General features: G+C 70.1%; 15 protein-coding genes, 1 pseudogene and 2 riboswitches. Of the genes and pseudogenes, 6 read left to right on the top strand and 10 right to left on the bottom strand.

From position 1 onward, the window contains the following. Positions 1-50 precede the first annotated feature (50 nt). Both LMA02_RS08325 and LMA02_RS08320 read right to left on the bottom strand, forming a co-directional pair. The gene (locus LMA02_RS08325; protein ID WP_228904165.1) at positions 51-1,352 is read right to left on the bottom strand and encodes a CitMHS family transporter; all 1,302 of its coding nucleotides are present in this window, start codon (positions 1,350-1,352) and stop codon (positions 51-53) included. Between the two features lie 117 nt (positions 1,353-1,469). Continuing rightward, positions 1,470-2,636 (bottom strand): CaiB/BaiF CoA transferase family protein, encoded by a 1,167-nt coding sequence (locus LMA02_RS08320; RefSeq protein ID WP_228904163.1) that lies wholly within the window; start codon positions 2,634-2,636, stop codon positions 1,470-1,472. A 265-nt stretch (positions 2,637-2,901) separates the two neighbouring features. On the opposite strand from LMA02_RS08320, the gene LMA02_RS08315 reads away from it, so the two are divergent. Then, positions 2,902-3,141: a hypothetical protein gene (locus LMA02_RS08315; protein ID WP_228904162.1), complete on the top strand. Its 240-nt coding sequence runs from the start codon at positions 2,902-2,904 to the stop codon at positions 3,139-3,141. A 162-nt stretch (positions 3,142-3,303) separates the two neighbouring features. Continuing rightward, a complete protein-coding gene (locus LMA02_RS08310; RefSeq protein ID WP_006755936.1) occupies positions 3,304-3,732 on the top strand; it encodes an NUDIX hydrolase in 429 nt (142 codons plus the stop codon). 16 nt (positions 3,733-3,748) lie between these two features. Here LMA02_RS08310 and LMA02_RS08305 read toward each other — a convergent pair whose 3' ends face one another. The 8 genes and pseudogenes from LMA02_RS08305 to LMA02_RS08270 all read right to left on the bottom strand — a co-directional run bounded on the left by LMA02_RS08305 (position 3,749) and on the right by LMA02_RS08270 (position 14,195). Beyond that, entirely contained in the window at positions 3,749-4,075 is a 327-nt protein-coding gene (locus LMA02_RS08305; RefSeq protein WP_228904160.1) for a low molecular weight protein tyrosine phosphatase family protein, read from the bottom strand. A gap of 36 nt (positions 4,076-4,111) precedes the next feature. Continuing rightward, positions 4,112-4,683, bottom strand: a pseudogene (locus tag LMA02_RS08300) (DUF1993 domain-containing protein). A 128-nt stretch (positions 4,684-4,811) separates the two neighbouring features. Then, positions 4,812-5,264: a YaiI/YqxD family protein gene (locus tag LMA02_RS08295; RefSeq protein ID WP_175715654.1), complete on the bottom strand. Its 453-nt coding sequence runs from the start codon at positions 5,262-5,264 to the stop codon at positions 4,812-4,814. Between the two features lie 83 nt (positions 5,265-5,347). Further along, positions 5,348-5,956: a vWA domain-containing protein gene (locus LMA02_RS08290; RefSeq protein ID WP_228904159.1), complete on the bottom strand. Its 609-nt coding sequence runs from the start codon at positions 5,954-5,956 to the stop codon at positions 5,348-5,350. Between the two features lie 68 nt (positions 5,957-6,024). Then, complete coding sequence (locus LMA02_RS08285; protein WP_228904157.1) at positions 6,025-7,113, bottom strand: ATP-binding protein; 1,089 nt, start codon at positions 7,111-7,113, stop codon at positions 6,025-6,027. Continuing rightward, positions 7,110-10,919: a cobaltochelatase subunit CobN gene (gene cobN / locus LMA02_RS08280; RefSeq protein WP_228907587.1), complete on the bottom strand. Its 3,810-nt coding sequence runs from the start codon at positions 10,917-10,919 to the stop codon at positions 7,110-7,112. The genes LMA02_RS08285 and cobN overlap by 4 nt, the downstream gene beginning before the upstream one ends. A gap of 6 nt (positions 10,920-10,925) precedes the next feature. After that, entirely contained in the window at positions 10,926-12,014 is a 1,089-nt protein-coding gene (cobW, locus tag LMA02_RS08275; protein ID WP_228907586.1) for a cobalamin biosynthesis protein CobW, read from the bottom strand. 335 nt (positions 12,015-12,349) lie between these two features. Then, a riboswitch (cobalamin riboswitch) is annotated at positions 12,350-12,613 on the bottom strand. Between the two features lie 82 nt (positions 12,614-12,695). Further along, on the bottom strand, positions 12,696-14,195 hold the full coding sequence (locus LMA02_RS08270; protein ID WP_228907585.1) for an EAL domain-containing protein: 1,500 nt from the start codon (positions 14,193-14,195) through the stop codon (positions 12,696-12,698). A gap of 346 nt (positions 14,196-14,541) precedes the next feature. Next, positions 14,542-14,707: riboswitch (cobalamin riboswitch) on the top strand. A 190-nt stretch (positions 14,708-14,897) separates the two neighbouring features. On the opposite strand from LMA02_RS08270, the gene cobA reads away from it, so the two are divergent. From cobA to LMA02_RS08250, 4 genes are read left to right on the top strand one after another with little or no spacing between them, the layout of a single operon-like run. Then, positions 14,898-15,647, top strand: a complete 750-nt coding sequence (gene cobA / locus LMA02_RS08265; RefSeq protein WP_228907584.1) for a uroporphyrinogen-III C-methyltransferase — start codon at positions 14,898-14,900, stop codon at positions 15,645-15,647. Continuing rightward, complete coding sequence (locus tag LMA02_RS08260; protein ID WP_228907583.1) at positions 15,644-16,021, top strand: cobalamin biosynthesis protein; 378 nt, start codon at positions 15,644-15,646, stop codon at positions 16,019-16,021. Before cobA ends, LMA02_RS08260 begins: the two co-directional genes overlap by 4 nt. Positions 16,022-16,055: 34 nt before the next feature. Further along, the gene (gene cobO / locus LMA02_RS08255) at positions 16,056-16,658 is read left to right on the top strand and encodes a cob(I)yrinic acid a,c-diamide adenosyltransferase (protein ID WP_011656839.1); all 603 of its coding nucleotides are present in this window, start codon (positions 16,056-16,058) and stop codon (positions 16,656-16,658) included. Between the two features lie 3 nt (positions 16,659-16,661). After that, positions 16,662-17,987: a cobyrinate a,c-diamide synthase gene (locus LMA02_RS08250; RefSeq protein ID WP_228907582.1), complete on the top strand. Its 1,326-nt coding sequence runs from the start codon at positions 16,662-16,664 to the stop codon at positions 17,985-17,987. The last annotated feature ends 28 nt before the right edge of the window (positions 17,988-18,015 follow it).

Below are 18,015 nucleotides of genomic sequence, written 5' to 3'. Positions count from 1 at the left end.
GCGGGATAGCCCACCCGGAATATCGGCGCGAAGCGGCACGTCCGGCGCGCTCACAACGGAAACACGCCCACGATCACCGCGGCGAATACCATCAGCACGGTGGCGGCGAACAGGAACGGAATCGTGAATTTCTGGTGCTCGGCCAGCTCGACGCCGGTCAGGCCGACGATCAGGAACGTCGCCGGCGTGAGCGGGCTGACCGGGAAACCGGTCGTCATCTGGCCGAGCAGCGCGGCCTGCGCCATCTGGATCGGCGGCACGCCGAGCAGCTTCCCGCTTTCCGCGAGCACCGGCAGCACGCCGAAGTAGAACGAATCGGGATCGAACAGCAGGCTGAGCGGCATCGACAGCAGGCCGAGCACGAACGGCATGTGGCGCGCATGTTCGACCGGCACGTGCGCGACGACGACCTCGGCCATCGCCTTCAGCATCCCGGTGCCGGACATGATTCCCGTGAACGCGCCGGCCGCGAGCAGCACGCTCGCCATCATCAGCGCGGCCTTCGCATGCGCGTCGATCCGCTCGCGCTGCGCCTGCACGTCCGGATAGTTGATGACGAGCGCGGCGACCGTGCCGAGCATGAACATCACTATCGGGTCGACCATGCCCGACACCAGCGTGCCGAGCACGACGAGCGTCAGCGCCAGGTTGATCCGGAAGCGCCCGGGCCGGCGCAGCGCGCGTTCGGCGTCGGTCAGCTCGCGCGGCGCGATCGCGAGCGACGCCGCGCCGGCGCGATCGAGCCCGAGCCGCTTCGCCTCGCGCACACCGAGCACGTAGGCGGTGCCGAACACGAACACGAGCCCGACGATCTGCACGGGGATCATCGGCATGAAGATCGCCGAGCCGGGAATATGCAGCGCCGCGGACGCGCGCAGCATCGGCCCGACCCACGGCAGGAAGTTGACGCCGGCCGCCATCGACGCGACGCACGCGAGAATTCGCCGATCCATCCCGAGCCGCGTATAGAGCGGCATCATCGCGGGCAGCGTGACGAGAAACGTGACGGCGCCCGAGCCGTCCAGATGGATCAACAGCGCGAGCAGCGCCGAGCCCATCACGATGCGCGGCGGATGGCAGCCGATCACGCGCAGCACGCCCGCGATGATCGGGTCGAGCATCCCCGCATCGGTGAGGATTCCGAAAAATAGAATCGCAAAAACGAACATGCCGGCGATCGGGCCGATGTTCTGCACGCCGTGCACGATGAACTTGCCGGTCGAGAGTCCGAAGCCGGCCGCGAGCGACGCGGCCACCGGCACGACGATCAATGCGACGAGCGGCGACAGCCGTTTCGTGATGATCAGGCCGAACAGCGCGACGATCGCGATCGCGCCGATCCATGCGAGCATGATGTGTCTCCTCTGGCGCCGGCGCGCGTCGGGCGCGGCGCGGCGTGATGTTCGAAGCGGCGTGAGGCCGTGCGGCGGCGTGCAACGCCACCGCTCGGCCGCCGGCCGCGATGCGTGTCAGTCGCCGTGCTTGCCGGCGTCGTCTCGTTGCGCGTCGGCAAACACCTGCGCCGCATGTTCGTTCAGCGCGGGCGGCGGCCGCCGGTACGAGGCCGGCGTGCGGCCGAGCTTGATCGGCGACGCGATGCCGCGATGCCGGCCCAGTTCGACCTTCATCCGCCGATGCGCGACGTGCGGATGGTCGAGCGCCGCATCCAGCCCCAGCACGGGCGCGCACGGCACGCCGCGGCGCATCAGCTGTTCGGCGAGCGCCGCGCCGTCGTGTGCGGCCAGCGCCGTTTCGAGCAGCGTGCGCAATGCGGAGCGGTTCGCGCTGCGCGCGCGGTTGTCGGCGAAGCGCGGGTCGTCGGGCCAGTCGCGCGTGCCGAGCACGTCGCACAGCGCGGCGAACTGCCCGTTGTTGCCGACCGCGAGAAAGATGTCGACGCTCGCGGTCGGAAAGCTGTCGTACGGCGTGATGTTCGGATGCGCGTTGCCGGTGCGCACCGGCGCCTTCCCGGAATGGAAGAAATTCGGCGTATGCGGATGCAGGATCGACAGCGCGCAGTCGAACAGCGTGGATTCGACGAACTGGCCGCGCCCGCTCGCATCGCGTTCGCGCAGCGCCATCAGCACGCCGAGCGCCGCGTTCAGCCCGGTGACGAGATCGACGATCGGCACGCCGACGCGCAGCGGCGCGCCCCCTGCTTCGCCGTTCACGCTCATCAGCCCGGCCAGCGCCTGCACGGCCGCGTCGTAGCCGGGCAGCCCGCCGAGCGGGCCGTCCGCGCCGAAGCCCGACACGCGGCAATGGACGAGGCGCGGAAAGCGCGCATGCAGCGCGTCGAAGCCGAGCCCCCAGCGTTCCATCGTGCCGATCTTGAAGTTCTCGACCAGCGCGTCCGCGTGCTCGAGCAGCCCGAGCAGCCGCTCGCGATCGTCCGGCTTCGTCAGGTCGAGCGCGATGCCGAGCTTGTTGCGGTTCACGCCGAGGAAATACGACGCGGTGTCGCCGTCGAACGGCGGGCCCCAGGTGCGCGTCTCGTCGCCCGACGGCGGCTCGACCTTGATCACCTCCGCGCCGTGGTCGGCGAGAATCTGGGTCGCGTACGGGCCGCCCAGCACCCGCGACAGATCGATGATGCGCAACCCCGCCAACGCGCCCTGCTGCTCCAGCTTCGCCATGCGTCTCGCTCCTGCTTCCGGTTGTTCGGACCGCCGGTTTCGCCATGTCGACTTTGCGGCACGGTTTTCCTGGCTCGAATAATAATTCTTGTGCGTGAATTTATATTCACACTGGAGAATTTTATTGTCAAGCCGGGCATACGCCGGTAAGCCGGTGGAGAATGCGGCAGCCGTGGGGACGACCCCGAACGCGCGCCGGTTGCCGCGCCGGGCCGCGGTTCGCTAAGCTGCGGACGGTGCTCATCCGAACCAAGGCGGAAATTTCATGAAACGCATGCTGCTCGCGGCCCTCGTGCTCGCGTCGACGTTGGGCGTCGCCCGCGCGCAAACCCAGACCTTCCATTTTGGCGAGGGACAATTACAGCCGCGTGCCGCCGCGCCGGCGGCACGGCCCGCGCCCGCGCGTCGGCATGTGACGCCACCGCACCACCGGCGTGCCCTGCACAAACGGCGCCACGGGCAGTCCGGGAAGCCGGCACGCCCGGTGCTTTACACGCACGCGTGACGCGATGCGCGTGGCGCGCGGCAACGCACGGAACTGTCACGAACGGCCGGTATGATCGGCGCGGCGGCTTTGCATGCCGTCGTGCCCGACCATCGGGCGACTGGCCGGCAACGCCGGTCGACGTGCATTTCACTCCACGATTCAGTACCTGTTTTGCCGAACATGAATACCGGGCCGGATACCGTCGCCAGCATCAAGGAGCGCGCCACGATCGTGTGCCGCCAGCGCAGCAGCGTACTGCTGGTCGCGCGCACCGCGGCGCGCTGGACGCTGCCGGGCGGCACGATCCGGCGCGGCGAGACACCGCTGGAGGCCGCGCAGCGGGAGCTGGCGGAGGAAACGCGGCTCGAAGGGCTCGCGCTCGACTATGCGGTGCAGTTCGGCGGTCTCACGAAGCTCCACCACGTGTTCGTGGCCGAGGTGCCGAAACATCTGATTCCGCGCGCGAGCAACGAGATCGCGCGCTGCAAGTGGTTCGACGTCGAACGCCTCGAGACGCTGCGCGCGAGCGTGCCGACCCGCAAGATCATCGAACTGCTGCACCTCGACCGCTTTTCCCCGCTCGCGGACGGCCCGCTTCGTCTGCGCTGAAGCGGCCCCGCGCCGCTCACGCGCGCAGCAACGGCCCGGCCTTGCGTTCGAGCAGCGCGACCAGCTCGGGCTGCATGTACGTGTAGCGGTCGGGAATGTCGAGGCAGACGATCCTCTTGTGCTTCAGTCGGGCGCCGAACCGCGCGGACAGCCTCGCCTTGTGCGCGCGTTCCATCACGAACACGATCTCGGCCCATTCGAGCTGCTCGATGGACACTTGCGTGTCGGCGTCGGGCGTGAGTCCCGCGGAGTCGGTTTCGACACCCGGCCATGCCGCGAACACCGCCTCGGCGGTCGGGCTGCGCAGCCGGTTGCGGCTGCAGATGAAGAGCGCCCGCGTCATGCCGGCGCGCCGCGGCCCGATCGTCCGGTCATCCGTTCAACCCTGCGGAATCGTGTCGGCCGCACGTACGCCAGCATGTGCGGCACGTAGTCGGCCTTGCCGAGCTCGACGCCGTAATGGCGCAGGATCGCGTATGCGGCGATCGCGTGAAAGTAGAACTGCGGCAGCGCCCAGTCACGCACGTACTGCTCGCCCGTCATGTCGAACGCGGTGCCGTTCGGCAGCTCGAGGGCGATCGGCCGCGCGGCGCCGCCATCGAGCGCGTCGGGCGCGAGTTCGCCGAGGAATGCGATCGTGCCGGAGAGGATCCCTTGCGCGTCGCTCACCGTGCCCGGCTGCGCATCGGCGTGCCAGCCGGCTTCGCGCAGCGCGAGCAGCGCGTCCGGCAGCGGTTCGCCACGCAGCCGGTAGACGGGTTCCATCGCCTGGAAGCACGAGAACCGCACCTGTGCGGCGAGCGGATACATGTCGGGCGCGAGCTTCAGCGTCAGCACCGCATCGGGTGCGTCGCCGGCGGCCTGCCGGTGCGCCACGGCCTTGTCGAGCCACGCGGATTGCGCGCGCAGCATCTGGGTCAACGTCGGAACGAGAAGTTGGGTTGGTGACATCCATGCTCTCCGGTGGTTCGTTCGCGCCACGATATCGATGTCGGCGCGAATCCGTATTCTGCCGCAGCCGACGATTCGACGCGAAACCGGTGACGCATCACACGCCGCACGACCGGCGCCTTGGGGCGTCAGGGCTTGCCGTGGCGCGCCAGGAACCGGTCGAGCTGCGACGCGAACGCCTTGCCGTCGCGTGCGCTGAACGGGGCCGGGCCACCCGTGTCGACGCCCGAGCTGCGCAGTTGATCCATCATCGCTCGCGTCGACAGGCGTTCTTCGATGTTCTCGCGGCTAAACCAGTTGCCGCGCGGGTCGAGCGCATGCGCGCCCTTGTCGAGGACGGCCGCGGCCAGCGGGATGTCGGCGGTGATCACGAGATCGCCGGCTTGCGCGAGCTCGACGATTCGCGCATCGGCCACGTCGAAGCCGGCCGGCACCTGCACCGCCTTGATGAACGGCGACGGCGGCGTACGCAGGAACTGGTTCGCGACCAGCGTCACGCAGATCTCGGCACGACGCGCGGCGCGAAACAGCATGTCCTTGATGACGGCGGGACACGCGTCGGCATCGACGAGTACTTGCATGGCAGACATTCCGGTAAGCAGAAACCGCGATCATAGCGCAGCGCCGGCGATCGCCCCGCGCGGCGGCTGCCCCGATCAGCCGGTCAGCCGGTCAGCCCGGGGCACAGCGACGCGGCCGTCGTCCATTGTGCGCCCCATGCGTCGGCGAGCCGCCTGCCCTGCCCGATCCGCACGGCCGCGTCATCAAAATCGACGAACACGACGTGATCGGCGGCGGCCGGCTTCGGTGGCGTTTCGCGCGTGCGCCCATCGGACAGCACCCATAGCCAACGCTGCTGGTCCGGCGTACGGCGTGCCGCGCACGCGAGCAATTGCGCGGCGGCCGCGATGCCATCCGCGAGCGGTGTGCCGCCGCCGCCGTCCACCGGTTCGAGCCAGCGCGCGTTCCACCAGCGCGGCACGGCCGGTCCGAAACGTCGTGCGGCGCCGTTGCCGCCGAAACAGATCAGCGCGGTTTCCACACGGTCGCGCGCGGCCTGGTCGAAGTACGCGACGATCAACCCTTTCGCGAGCGCGAGCCGTTCGTGCGACAGCATCGACGCCGAACAGTCGAGCACGAAGCAATGGAGTGCGCGCGGGGCGCCGGCCTGTTTGCGAAAACGCAGATGGCCGGCCTGCAGCGGGCCGCCGCGCTTCGCGGCGAGCGTCGCCGGCCACGCCACGGCCGTGCCGGCGCGTGCCGTCCCCGGCACGCGCGCGGCGGCGCCTGGCTGCCATCGAGGACCGCGAACGGCGTTCGCGGCGGCGTCGGCTCGATGGCTCAGCGTTTTTTTAGCGGCAGCGGCACCACGCTTTTCACGTCGCGCAGGCCGGCCGGTTCGGGCGGCAGGTAGCCCCACTCGCCTTGCGACGCCGTCGCATCGTTGCGTGCCGCGCCCGGTTGATCGTCGGGCTGCCGGCGCGTGTCCGGTGGCGAACGCTCGTCGCGGTCGTGCTCGCCGTCGCGGCGCGATGGCGACGCGCCCGACGACGGCGGCGTGCCCGCATGACGCCGATGCCGCAGCACCGCGTCGGCCACGCGTTCGACATGCGACACCGTCACTGCGTCGGCCTGCTCCAGCGCCGCGAGCGCGCGCGCGGCGCGCAGCATCACGAGGTCGGCGCGCAGGCCGTCGACGGCCGCGTCGATGCACAGCGCGCTCACGCGTGCGTGAACCGCATCGTCGAAATCCAGCGTCGACAGCCGGGCCCGCGCCGCGTGAATCCCGTCGCCGAGTGCTCGCTGTGCGCTTGCGTGACGCGCACGAAACGCGTCCGGATCGAGATCGAACGCGAGGCGCGCCTTCACGATCCGTTCGCGCTGCGCGGCGTCGAAGCAGTTCTCGAGCTCGACCATCAGCCCGAAGCGGTCGAGCAGTTGCGGGCGCAGTTCGCCTTCCTCGGGATTCATCGTGCCGACCAGCACGAAACGCGCATCGTGCGCGTGCGACACGCCATCGCGCTCGACCACGTTCACGCCGCTCGCGGCGACGTCGAGCAGCGTATCGACGAGCCCGTCGGCGAGCAGGTTCACTTCGTCGACGTACAGCACGCCGCGATGCGCGCGGGCGAGCAGGCCCGACCGGAAGCGCACGCCGTTGGCGGCGAGCGCATGGGCGAGATCGAGCGTGCCGGTGACCTGTTCGTCGCTCGCCGACAGCGGCAGCGTGACGAATTCGCCTTCGGGCAGCAATTCCGCCAGCGCGCGCGCGGCGGTCGATTTCGCGGTGCCGCGCGGCCCGCTGACGAGCACGCCGCCGAGCGACGGGTCGATCGCGGCGAGCAGCAGCGCCTGCTGCAACGGTTGCTGCGCGACCAGCGCCGCGAACGGGAACACCGCGCGGGCGCGGGGCGTCGTCGGATCGGTCATTGCCGTCCTCCTTCCTGGAGTTGTTCGCTGTCGAGCCAGACCGCTTCGATCCGCTCGCGATAGTCACCCGGCTGCTGCCACAGCCCGCGCTGCATCGCTTCGACGAAGCGTTCGCAGATGCCGTGCAGCGCCTTCGGGTTGTGTCGTTCGAGGAACGCGCGCGTGTCGTCGTCGAACAGGTACGCATCGGCGACGAGCGCGTACTGGTGGTCCGACAGCACGCGTGCGGTCGCGTCATAGCCGTACAGGTAGTCGACAGTCGCGGCCATTTCGGCCGCGCCCTTGTAGCCGTGACGCTTCACGCCGTCGAGCCATTTCGGGTTGACGACGCGCGAGCGGATCACGCGCGCGATCTCCTCTCGCAGCGTGCGCATCTTCGGCGCGACCGGGTTCGCATGGTCGCCGTGGTAGATGCTCGGCTGCTGTCCGGACAGGTGGCGCACGGCCGCCGTCATCCCGCCCTGGAACTGGTAGTAGTCGTTCGAGTCGAGGATGTCGTGTTCGCGGCTGTCCTGGTTCTGCACGACGACGTCGATCGTCGCGAGCCGCTCGCCGAACACGTCGGGAGCCGCGTCGCCCGCGCTGTTCTGCGCGTACGCATGGCCGCCCCACTGGCGGTACGCGTCGGCGAGATCGGCGTCGGTCTGCCAGCGGCGCTGGTCGATCATGTCCTGCAGGCCCGCGCCGTAGCTGCCCGGCCGCGCGCCGAACACGCGCCAGCCGGCGCGGCGTCGCGCTTCGTCGGGCGCCACGCCCCGCTCGATCCAGGTCGCGCGTTCGCGCTCGATGCGCGCACGGATCGGGTTCAGCGCCTCGGGCTCGTCGAGCGCGGCGACGGCCTGCACGGCCGCGTCGAACAGGTGCATCAGGTTCGGGAACGCGTCGCGGAAGAAGCCCGACACGCGCAGCGTCACGTCGATGCGCGGCCGGTCGAAGATCTCGATCGGCAGGATCTCGAAGTCGGTCACGCGATGACTGCCGTGCGCCCATTTCGGCCGCACGCCGATCAGCGCGAACGCCTGCGCGATATCGTCGCCGCCGGTGCGCATCGTGGCCGTGCCCCAGACCGACAGCCCGATCGCGCGCGGATAGTCGCCGTGATCCTGCAGATGGCGTTCGATCAGCTGCTGCGCGGATTTCAGGCCGAGCGACCACGCAGCCTGCGTCGGCACCGCACGCGTATCGACCGAATAGAAGTTGCGGCCCGTCGGCAGCACGTCGGGACGGCCGCGCGACGGCGAGCCGCTCGGCCCCGGCGGCACGAAGCGGCCGTCGAGCCCGCGCAGCAGCTGGCGCAGTTCCTCGCCACCGCACGCGTCGAGCGCGGGCAGCAGCGTCGCACGCGCACGATTGATCACGGCGAGCGTGTGCGGCCAGTCGCCGGGTGGCGGGATGTCGAGGCTGCGGTCGACAGAGGGGGCCGCGCACAGTCCGTCGAGCCACTGCTGCGCGAGCCGCTCGAGCCGCTCGCGCGTATCGCCCGCATGGCGCCACGGCGACGCGTCGAGCGCCTGCAGCACGGCCGGCCGCGGGCCCGTCCACGGCGCGGCCCAGTCGGCCGCGAGCGGATCGAAATCGTCGCCGAGCGCGAGATCGCGCGCGAGCGCCGCGATCAGCCCCGCGCGTTCGCCCTTGCCGTCGCCGACCGGAAAGCGTGCGAGCGCGAGCAGCGTATCGCGCCGCTGACGGTCGATCGGCGACGCGCCGAACACGTGCAGCCCGTCGCGAATCTGCGCTTCCTTCAATTCGCACAGCCATGCGTCGACGCGCGTGAGCAGCGCATCCTCGTCGCCGGCGTCGCGCGGCGGCGACACGCTCAGCTCGTCATGCAGCCGGTGTTCGGCGATCGTCGCGAGGATCGTCTTGCGCAGCAGCTTCGCGCGCCGCGCATCGACCATCAGCGCTTCGTAGTACTCGTCGACCTGCCGTTCGAGATCCTGCAGCGGGCCGTAGTTTTCCGCGCGCGTGAGCGGCGGCATCAGGTGATCGATGATCACGGCCTGCGCGCGACGCTTCGCCTGGCTGCCCTCGCCCGGATCGTTGACGATGAACGGATACAGGTGCGGCAGCGGCCCGAGCGTCAGGTCCGGCCAGCACGCGTCGGACAGCGCGACGCTCTTGCCCGGCAGCCATTCGAGGTTGCCGTGCTTGCCGAGGTGAATGACCGCGTCGATGCCGAACGCATCGCGCAGCCAGAAATAGAACGCGAGGTACGCGTGCGGCGGCACGAGGTCCGCGTCGTGGTAGCTCGCATAGTCGTTTTCGCCGCGCGAACGCGACGGCTGGATACCGACGAACACGTTGCCCGCGCGCCAGCCGGCGATCGGGAAGCGCCCCTGGCGCAGCGTCGGGTCCGTGTCGGGCGGCCCCCAGCGCTCGTTCAGCGCATCGCGCACGGCGGCCGGCAGCCGCGCGAAATGCGCGACGTAGTCGGCCAGCGCGAAACTCTGGAACGCGGGGCGCAGTGCGCGCACGGCCGGGTCGTTGGTCACGCCTTCGGTGAGCCGCGCGATCAGCGCGTCGCCGTCGGCCGGCAGGTCGGCCACGGCATAGCCCGCGTCACGCAGCGCCGCGAGCACGCGCAGCGCGGACGCCGGCGTATCGAGCCCGACGCCGTTGCCGATCCGCCCTTCGCTTTGCGGATAGTTCGCGAGAATCAGCGCGATGCGCTTGTCGGCGTTGTCGAGCGTGCGCAGCCGGCACCAGCCGCGCGCGAGCGCCGCGACGAACGCGATGCGTTCGGCGTCCGGCTGGTAGCGCACGACGTCGACTTCGGTATGCGGACACCGATACGCGAGCCCCTTGAAGCTCACCGCGCGCGTGACGATGCGCCCGTCCACTTCAGGCAACGCGATGTGCATCGCGATGTCGCGCGCGTGCAGCCCCTGGTTGTCGGCCACCCATGCGTCGCGGTTGCCGCCGGACAGGATCACCTGCAGCACCGGCGCGTCGCCGGCGAGTACGTCGGGCTCGGGGCTGTCGATCGCGCCGGCCGCGAAGGCCGTGGTGTTCAGCACGAGCGCGACGCCGTGCGTGTCGCAGAGCTGCGTGATGACCTCGCGGCTCACCGCGTCCTTCAGCGACGTGACCGCGATCGGCAGCGGATTGAGCCCTTCGTGCACGAGCGCATCGGCCAGCGCGTCGAACACGGCCGTGTTCGCGGCCTGCCAGTGCGCGCGGTAGAACAGGATCGCGACCACGGGCGCGCCGGGCGTCCAGCGCGCGCGCCAGTCGTCGACGCTCGCCGGGTCGCGCGCCGGGTGATACAGCGCGGCGGCCGGCAGCGGGCGCGGCGGCTCGGGTTCGTCGCCGAAGCCGAGCGTATGGAATGCGATGCTGCGCAGCAGCGCTTCGGCGTTGTGCATCCCGCCGTCGCGCAGGTAGCGCCACCACAGCCGGCACAGCGCCGGCGCGACCGTGCTCTTCGCGACGAGGTTCGGGTCTTCCTGCAGGTCGCCCGAGAACATCGCGAGCTGCTGCTTGCGCTTGGACGCGAGCGACACGGCCTGTTCGATCCCGTACGGCCAGTACGCTTCGCCGCCGAGATGATCGATCACGACCGTCTTCGCATGACGCAGCACGTCGTCGACATAGAAATCGACCGACGCCGGCTGTCGCAGGAACGTGACGTTCGCGAGCCGCACGCTCGGAAAGCCGGCCGGCAGCTTCGGCACGACGCTGGCCAGCAGCGACAAGGTCGTATCGGCCGAACTCAGGATCACGATGTCGGCCGGTTGCTGGTCGATCCGGACGACGCCCTGCGTATCGTCGACGAAGCCGCCCGGCGTGGTGCGCAGCAGATGCATCGCGCGTTACGCCTGCTGCGTCTGGGCCGCGCACGCGGCCTCGAACGCGCGCTGCAGTTCGGCCGCGTCGAGATCCTCGCCGATCAGCACGAAGCGGCTCGCGCGCGTTTCGCCGTCCTGCCAGCGACGGTCGAAATAGCTGTCGAAGCGGCGGCCGACACCCTGGATCACGAGCCGCATCGGCGCATCGGGCAGCGCCGCGAAGCCTTTCGCGCGGTAGATCGTGTGCGTCTCGACGACGCGCTGCAGCGCGGCGATCGTCGCTTCGCGCGAGCCTGCGTCGCCGGACACCACCACCGAATCGAAATCGTCGTGATGGTGGTCGTGATCGCCGTCGTCGGCCGAGCCGTGATGGTCGTGCCGCAGGTGGATCGTTTCCTCCGACGCCGATTCGAGCCCGAGCAGCATCGCGAGATCCAGTTCGCCGCGCGTCGCGCGCACGATCTTCACCTGCGGCGGGATCTCTTCGCGGATCGCGGCTTCGACTTCGGCGAACTGCGCGTCGGCGACCAGGTCGGCCTTGTTCACGATCACGAGATCGGCGGACGACAGCTGGTCGGCGAACAGTTCGTGCAGCGGCGATTCGTGGTCGAGGTTCGGATCGGCGCGGCGCTGCGCGTCGACGGCCTGCGGGTTCTCGGCGAACTGGCCGCTCGCGGCGGCCGGCCCGTCGACGACGGTCACGACCGCGTCGACCGTGAAGCTGTTGCGGATCGTCGGCCAGTTGAAGGCCTGCACGAGCGGCTTCGGCAGCGCGAGGCCCGACGTCTCGATCAGCACGTGGTCGATGTCGGCGCGGCGCTCGACGAGCGCTTCCATCACCGGATAGAACTCTTCCTGCACGGTGCAGCACAGGCAGCCGTTCGCGAGTTCGTACAGCTGGCCCGATGTTTCCCCCTGCGCGCCGTCGGTATCGTCGCAGCCGATGCCGCAGCCCTTGAGGATTTCGCCGTCGATGCCGAGCTCGCCGAATTCGTTGACGATCACCGCGATGCGGCGGCCTTCGGCGTGCTGCAGGATGTGGCGCATCAGCGTAGTCTTGCCGCTGCCGAGAAAGCCCGTGACGATCGTGACGGGAAGCTTGCGTAGGGTCATGGTAGGTCCTGTGGCGAAAATGGAATCAGGCCGGGATCGTCGCGTCGAATGCGGCGCGGCATGTCGTCGGGTGGATCGCGGGAATGGCGCGGCGCAGTCCGGCCGGACGGCCGCACGACGCACGGAACGACGAATCGGACATGACGCTTCCTTGTGAACGGTCGGCATGGTCAATGCCAACACGGCTGCCGCCGGCCCTGCCCGCGCCGCCTGCCGTTCATCGCGCCGGCCCGGCACGGCGCGCGTGCGGCGGCGGGCGGATCGGCGGAGGAAGCGGGAAACACTCGGGTGTCGGGCATGCTGCGGCCGTGGACGATGCGCCGCCTCCCCGCGGCGCTGAACCCCAACGTTTCGGCCGGTATCCGGGCTGACGAACACGCCGCTTCGCCTTCCCGGATGCGCGGCATCCAGTGGCGGTCGTCCGCATGCGGCAGGCATGCGGCGAAGCGGCGCTGCGTCGCGCTGGGCGCGACGCGTTCGCTTACCGTTGCGGGGGCAGCACAGGTTGGCTCGACTGCGGCGCAGGCAGGCTCCCTGTTTCCCGTTTAACTGCGCGCGTCGGAGGAGCGCGCGCGAGCACCAAAACGCGTGCGAGTGTAGGCGGCGGTGCGGGGAGCGTCAAGGTGGCGGCCCGCGTGCCAATGCGGGCGCGCGTCGCGGCCGGCTTTTCGGTCCGGATGCTCAGCCTGTTCGCAGCGGCTGCTCCGCGATCGCCTTCTGCAGCGCTTCCACTGTATCGGGACGCCCGAAATACCAGCCCTGTGCTCCGATCGACTGCCCCTGGATGTCGAGCATGTGCGCCTGCTCACGGGTCTCGACACCCTCAAAGACCAGGCCGACCCCGAGCCGACGGGCAATCGCCAGGATCTCCGGAATGATTGACGTGCCGTCATGCTGCGGCGCGGCCGGCAGCAGCGAACGGTCGACCTTGATGTAGTCGATCGGAAGATGCTGCAGCAGGCTCAGGCTGGAGTAGCCCGTGCCAAAATCGTCGATGTAGACGGGATGCCCGAGGTCGCGCAATTGCCGAAGCGCCGGCAGAATCTCCGGCAGTTCCACGGTCGACCGCTCAGTCAGTTCGAAACCGACATGCTGGCGCGACAATCCGGCTGGCCAGCAACTGTCCAGCGTCGCCATCAGGCTGCCGTCCAGCAACTCGGGAGCGCTGACGTTGATGGTTATGCGAAAGTCCGGCTCGCCGTCGAACAGCACGCGCATCTCCCGCAGGACCGTGCGCACGACGAAGGCCGTGACGTCGACGATCATTCCGGCGCGTTCCGCCTCGGCAATGAACACGTCCGGGGCGGCTGGCCCGTCGATCCAGCGGATCAGCGCTTCGGCGGAGACGATCCGCGATGACGCGCCGGGCGCGACGATCGGCTGATAGCGCATGACAAATTGCCCGTTTGCCAGCGCTCGCCGTATCTGCGCCGGAAGCGCGGCCCAGCGTCGGTGCAGCATCAGCGCCCCGAGCCCCAGACAGCAGCCCGCCGCGCCGCCGGCGATCCCCAGCAGCCAGGCAGCGCGCCGACTGGCGCTCGCCAGCGCTCGCGGCGTCGCGACGACGATGGTGCACAGCGGCACCCGGGCCGAGCAGAATGATTTGCCGTCCCGAAACCCCGGCACCAGGCCGGCATCGACGTACTCCGGGACGCCGCCCTTGGCGAGTCCGATGACGAGCGCGGCCGGGCGGCCCCTGAGCCCGATCACGTAGTGCAGATCTGACGGCGGCGGCAGTACCCTGAAGGCGTCCAGATCCATCAGCAGGTTCGTCCTCCTTCCCGTGACCACGAGCCCCAGCGTCCCAGGGCTCGACAACAACGGAACGGTCCAGAAGGCCGACATCGCGTCGGTCAGCCGGAATGGCTGCTGCTTCGGGGAAAAGGGCCTCGGCAGCACGCCGAGCATCGTCATGCAGAGCAGATCGGCGCCCGACAGGCGTCCGACGTCCTTGACGTACTTCGACCGGACGGAAGCCGATCGCAACAGGCGCAGATCCTGCGGCGAGCAGTCCGCGTACGGCGATGCGTCCAAGTCGGCAAGCGTCGTGGCCGCCGAATCGAACACAACGTCGATCTGCTGCACGACTTGCGTCCCCAGCCCGGCAACCGATTGCGCCAGCACGGCCTTCGTGACATGCGGCCAGGCTCCCAGCGCCAATCCGGCCGAAACGACCAGCATGCCGATCGCGAGCGCATGGCCGGCCCCGCTGGAGGTTGTCCATCTGCGTACGTTCGCCATAGGCGCGGCACTTCGCGATGTAGTGGCCATCGCCCTGCAGGTCCGGCAGAGCGAGCCGATTTTGGTATGGATTTCGTCAGGCTCGTGCGACCGGCAGCCCGAAACTGAGCCTTGCTTGTGACTCTGGCCAGATAATTGCACACCAATTTACGACTGCGCAATGCATCGCCCCCGGATCGGATCGCGAACGGATGCGGGCGCGATTCGCCGGCCCCGCGCCCGATACACGCTGTGCTATCGTATGCGCCGCGTTCGGTGCTCGCGCGCGCTCCTCCGGCGCACGCAGTTAAACGGGAAACAGGAGGCGGAAGTCCGCCCGGCCTGTGCTGTCCCCGCAACGGTACGCCGCCCGCGCGTCGCGGTTCCCCGCACGCGCCCAGGCTGCCCGCGATGCCACTGCCCTTCAGCGGGCGGGAAGGCTGCGGCCTGGCAAGCGGCCAGCCCGGATACCGGCCGACGCAAGGGGCGAGCCCGCTGCTCGCCGAACGCCCGATCCGCGGGGGACGGATGGGGTGCGCTTTCCGCCCGCGCTCGCGCGGGCTTCGCTCGATCCGTCATGCATTGCCTGTCCGCCGGCCGCCGATGTGCCGCTCGCTGTCCCCTTTCCACTGCCACGACACGGTGCGCGCCGTGCCGCGCCCGATGAGCCGCGCATGGCTCGTCGGCGCCGGCCCCGGCGACGCCGATCTGCTCACGCTGAAGGCCGTGCGCGCGATCGCCGCGGCCGACGTGCTGCTCGTCGACGATCTCGTGAACCCCGACGTGCTGCGCCACGCGCGCCCCGACGCACTGATCGAGCACGTCGGCAAGCGCGGCGGCCATGCGTCGACGCCGCAGGAAACGATCGTCGCCGCGATGCTCGCGCATCTGCGCGCGGGCCGCAGCGTCGCGCGGCTCAAGGGCGGCGATCCGTTCGTGTTCGGCCGCGGCGGCGAGGAATTGCTCGCGCTCGGCGCGGCCGGGTTCCCGGTCGAGATCGTGAACGGCATCACGGCCGGTATCGCCGCCCCGGCCGCGCTCGGCATTCCGGTCACGCATCGCGGCGACGCGCAGGGCGTGATCTTCGTCACGGGCCACGGCGCGGGCGCGGACGAACCCGACTGGCGCGCGCTGGCCGCGACGCGGATGACGATCGTGATCTACATGGGTATTCGCCGGCTCGACGCGATCGCGGCCGCGCTGCGTGATGGCGGCGTGGCCGGCGACACGCCGTGCGCGGTGATCGAGAACGCGACGCGTGACGGACAGCGGCACGTGCTCGCGACGCTCGACACGATCGTCGAGCGCGTGGGCGCGACCGGTATCGGTTCGCCCGCGATCGTCGTGATCGGCCGCGTCGCGGCGCTCGCCGACGATCCCGCGGTGCGCGCGGCGCTTGGCGGACGCGCATGATGCGCGTCGCGCTCGGCGTCGGTTTCCGCGCGGGCGTGACGGCCGCGCAACTCGATGCCGCGATCCGCGCGGCGCTGGCAAGCCACCCGGGCGCCGAGCCAGCCGTCGTCGCGACGCTCGCCGACAAGGCGCGTGCCCGGTCGCTGCGCACGCTGTGCGCGCGGCGCGGCTGGCCGCTCGTCGCGTTCGACGCGGCACAGCTCGCGCATTGCCCCGCACCGGCATTGAGCGGCCCGTCGGCTGCCGCGCTGGCGCGTTTCGGCGTCGCGGGCGTGGCCGAGCCGTGCGCGCAACTCGCGGCGCCGCATGGCCGGCTGCTCGGCCCCAAATCCAGCCGGGACGGCGTGACGGTCGCGCTCGCCGGCCCGCTCTGAACCCTTTGTTTCGCTTTCGACAGGACGATTCCCGATGAAGACCGATGCCGAATCCCATCAGCGGATGGCCGAACGCCGCCGCGCCGGCCATGAAAAGAAGCAGGCTGCCGCCACCCAGGAAAAGGGCCTGCTGATCGTCAACACCGGCAACGGCAAGGGCAAGAGCACGGCCGCCTTCGGCATGGCCGTGCGCGTGCTCGGCCATGGCATGCGGCTCGGCGTCGTGCAGTTCATCAAGGGCGCGCTGCACACGTCCGAGCGCGACTTCCTCGGCGCGGTCGCGCAATGCGACTTCGTGACGATGGGCGACGGCTATACGTGGAATACGCAGAACCGCGACGCCGACGTCGCAACCGCGCGCAAGGGCTGGGACGAGGCGCGCCGGATGATCGAAAGCGGCGAGTACCGGATGGTGATCCTCGACGAGCTGAACACCGTGCTAAAGTACGAATACCTGCCGCTCGACGAAGTGCTCGCGACGCTCGTCGCGCGGCCGGATTCGGTGCACGTCGTCGTCACGGGCCGGCATGCGCCCGATGCACTGATCGATGCGGCCGACCTCGTCACGGAAATGCGGCTCGTCAAGCATCCGTACAAGGAACAAGGCGTGAAGGCACAGCCCGGCGTGGAGTTCTGAGCGATGCCGGCCTGCCCCGCGCTGTTCGTCAGCGCGCCCGCGTCCGGCCAGGGCAAGACGTCGGTGACGGCCGGCCTCGCGCGGCTGCACCGCCGGCTCGGCCGGCGCGTGCGCGTGTTCAAGACCGGGCCGGATTTTCTCGATCCGATGCTGCTCGAACGCGCGAGCGGCGCGCCCGTGCACGTGCTCGACCTCGGGATGGTCGGTGAAGCCGGCTGCCGCGCGCTGCTCGCCGATGCCGCGCGCGACGCGGACCTGATCCTGATCGAAGGTGTGATGGGGCTGTTCGACGGCACGCCGAGCAGCGCCGATCTCGCGGCCGCGTTCGGCGTGCCGGTCGTCGCGGTGATATCCGCGAAGGCGATGGCGCAGACGTTCGCGGCGATTGCGTTCGGGCTCGCGCGGTTCCGGCCGGAGGTGCCGTTCCACGGCGTGCTCGCGAACCGCGTCGGGTCGCCGCGACACGCGGAGCTGTTGCGGCAGGCGCTGCCGGACGACTTGCGCTGGCTCGGGCACGTGCCGGCCGATGCGGGCATCGCGCTGCCGGAACGGCATCTCGGCCTGCACCAGCCGGCCGACATCGGCGATCTCGACGCGCGGCTCGACCGTGCGGCCGACGTGCTCGCGCAGACGGCGCTCGCCGAATTGCCGCCTGCCGTCTCGTTCGCGGAACCGGCGGCCCGCGCCCCGCTGCCGCGCGCGCTCGCCGGCAAGCGAATCGCGATCGCGCGCGACGCGGCGTTCTCGTTCATCTATCCGGCCAATCTCGCGCTGCTCGATGCGCTCGGTGCGCAGCTGCGGTTCTTTTCGCCGCTTGCCGACGAACCCGTGCCCGACGCGTGCGACGCGCTGTTCCTGCCGGGCGGCTACCCGGAACTGCATGCGGCGACGCTCGCGGCGAATGCCGTGGCCGCGCGGACGATTCGCGCGCACGCGGCGGCCGGCCGGCCGATCGTCGCCGAATGCGGGGGAATGGTGTATCTGTGCGAGTCGCTGACCGACGTGGAAGGCGCGACGACATCGATGCTCGGGCTGCTGTCAGGCCATGCGACGATGCAGCGCCGGTTCGCGGCGCTCGGCATGCAGCAGCTGGACACGCGCAGCGGGCCGATGCGCGGTCATACGTTTCATTATTCGCGGCTCGACACGCCGCTGGCGCCGGTGGCGGCCGCCGCCCGGCCCGATGGGGAACCCGGCAGCGGCGAAGCCGTGTATCGCACGGGCTCGATCGTCGCGACGTACATGCACATGTACTGGCCGTCGAATCCGGATGCGGCGGTGGCGTTGTTCAGCGGGGATGGGTTCTGGTTCGGCACGAGCCGCGATTGAACCGGGACGGCCCCACCCCCGCATTCAC

This window comes from Burkholderia sp. B21-005 (assembly GCF_020843965.1).
GTDB lineage: Bacteria > Pseudomonadota > Gammaproteobacteria > Burkholderiales > Burkholderiaceae > Burkholderia > Burkholderia ambifaria.
This window is presented reverse-complemented; position numbering and strand designations above follow the sequence as displayed.

Bases quoted from the DNA above. Each gene is read 5' to 3' on its own strand.
- LMA02_RS08325 (WP_228904165.1), bottom strand. From the start codon at position 1,352: ATGCTCGCATGGATCGGCGCGATCGCGATCGTCGCGCTGTTCGGCCTG.
- LMA02_RS08320 (WP_228904163.1), bottom strand. From the start codon at position 2,636: ATGGCGAAGCTGGAGCAGCAGGGCGCGTTGGCGGGGTTGCGCATCATC.
- LMA02_RS08315 (WP_228904162.1), top strand. From the start codon at position 2,902: ATGAAACGCATGCTGCTCGCGGCCCTCGTGCTCGCGTCGACGTTGGGC.
- LMA02_RS08310 (WP_006755936.1), top strand. From the start codon at position 3,304: ATGAATACCGGGCCGGATACCGTCGCCAGCATCAAGGAGCGCGCCACG.
- LMA02_RS08305 (WP_228904160.1), bottom strand. From the start codon at position 4,075: ATGACGCGGGCGCTCTTCATCTGCAGCCGCAACCGGCTGCGCAGCCCG.
- LMA02_RS08295 (WP_175715654.1), bottom strand. From the start codon at position 5,264: ATGCAAGTACTCGTCGATGCCGACGCGTGTCCCGCCGTCATCAAGGAC.
- LMA02_RS08285 (WP_228904157.1), bottom strand. From the start codon at position 7,113: ATGACCGATCCGACGACGCCCCGCGCCCGCGCGGTGTTCCCGTTCGCG.
- cobN (WP_228907587.1), bottom strand. From the start codon at position 10,919: ATGCATCTGCTGCGCACCACGCCGGGCGGCTTCGTCGACGATACGCAG.
- cobW (WP_228907586.1), bottom strand. From the start codon at position 12,014: ATGACCCTACGCAAGCTTCCCGTCACGATCGTCACGGGCTTTCTCGGC.
- LMA02_RS08270 (WP_228907585.1), bottom strand. From the start codon at position 14,195: ATGCTGGTCGTTTCGGCCGGATTGGCGCTGGGAGCCTGGCCGCATGTC.
- cobA (WP_228907584.1), top strand. From the start codon at position 14,898: ATGAGCCGCGCATGGCTCGTCGGCGCCGGCCCCGGCGACGCCGATCTG.
- LMA02_RS08260 (WP_228907583.1), top strand. From the start codon at position 15,644: ATGATGCGCGTCGCGCTCGGCGTCGGTTTCCGCGCGGGCGTGACGGCC.
- cobO (WP_011656839.1), top strand. From the start codon at position 16,056: ATGAAGACCGATGCCGAATCCCATCAGCGGATGGCCGAACGCCGCCGC.
- LMA02_RS08250 (WP_228907582.1), top strand. From the start codon at position 16,662: ATGCCGGCCTGCCCCGCGCTGTTCGTCAGCGCGCCCGCGTCCGGCCAG.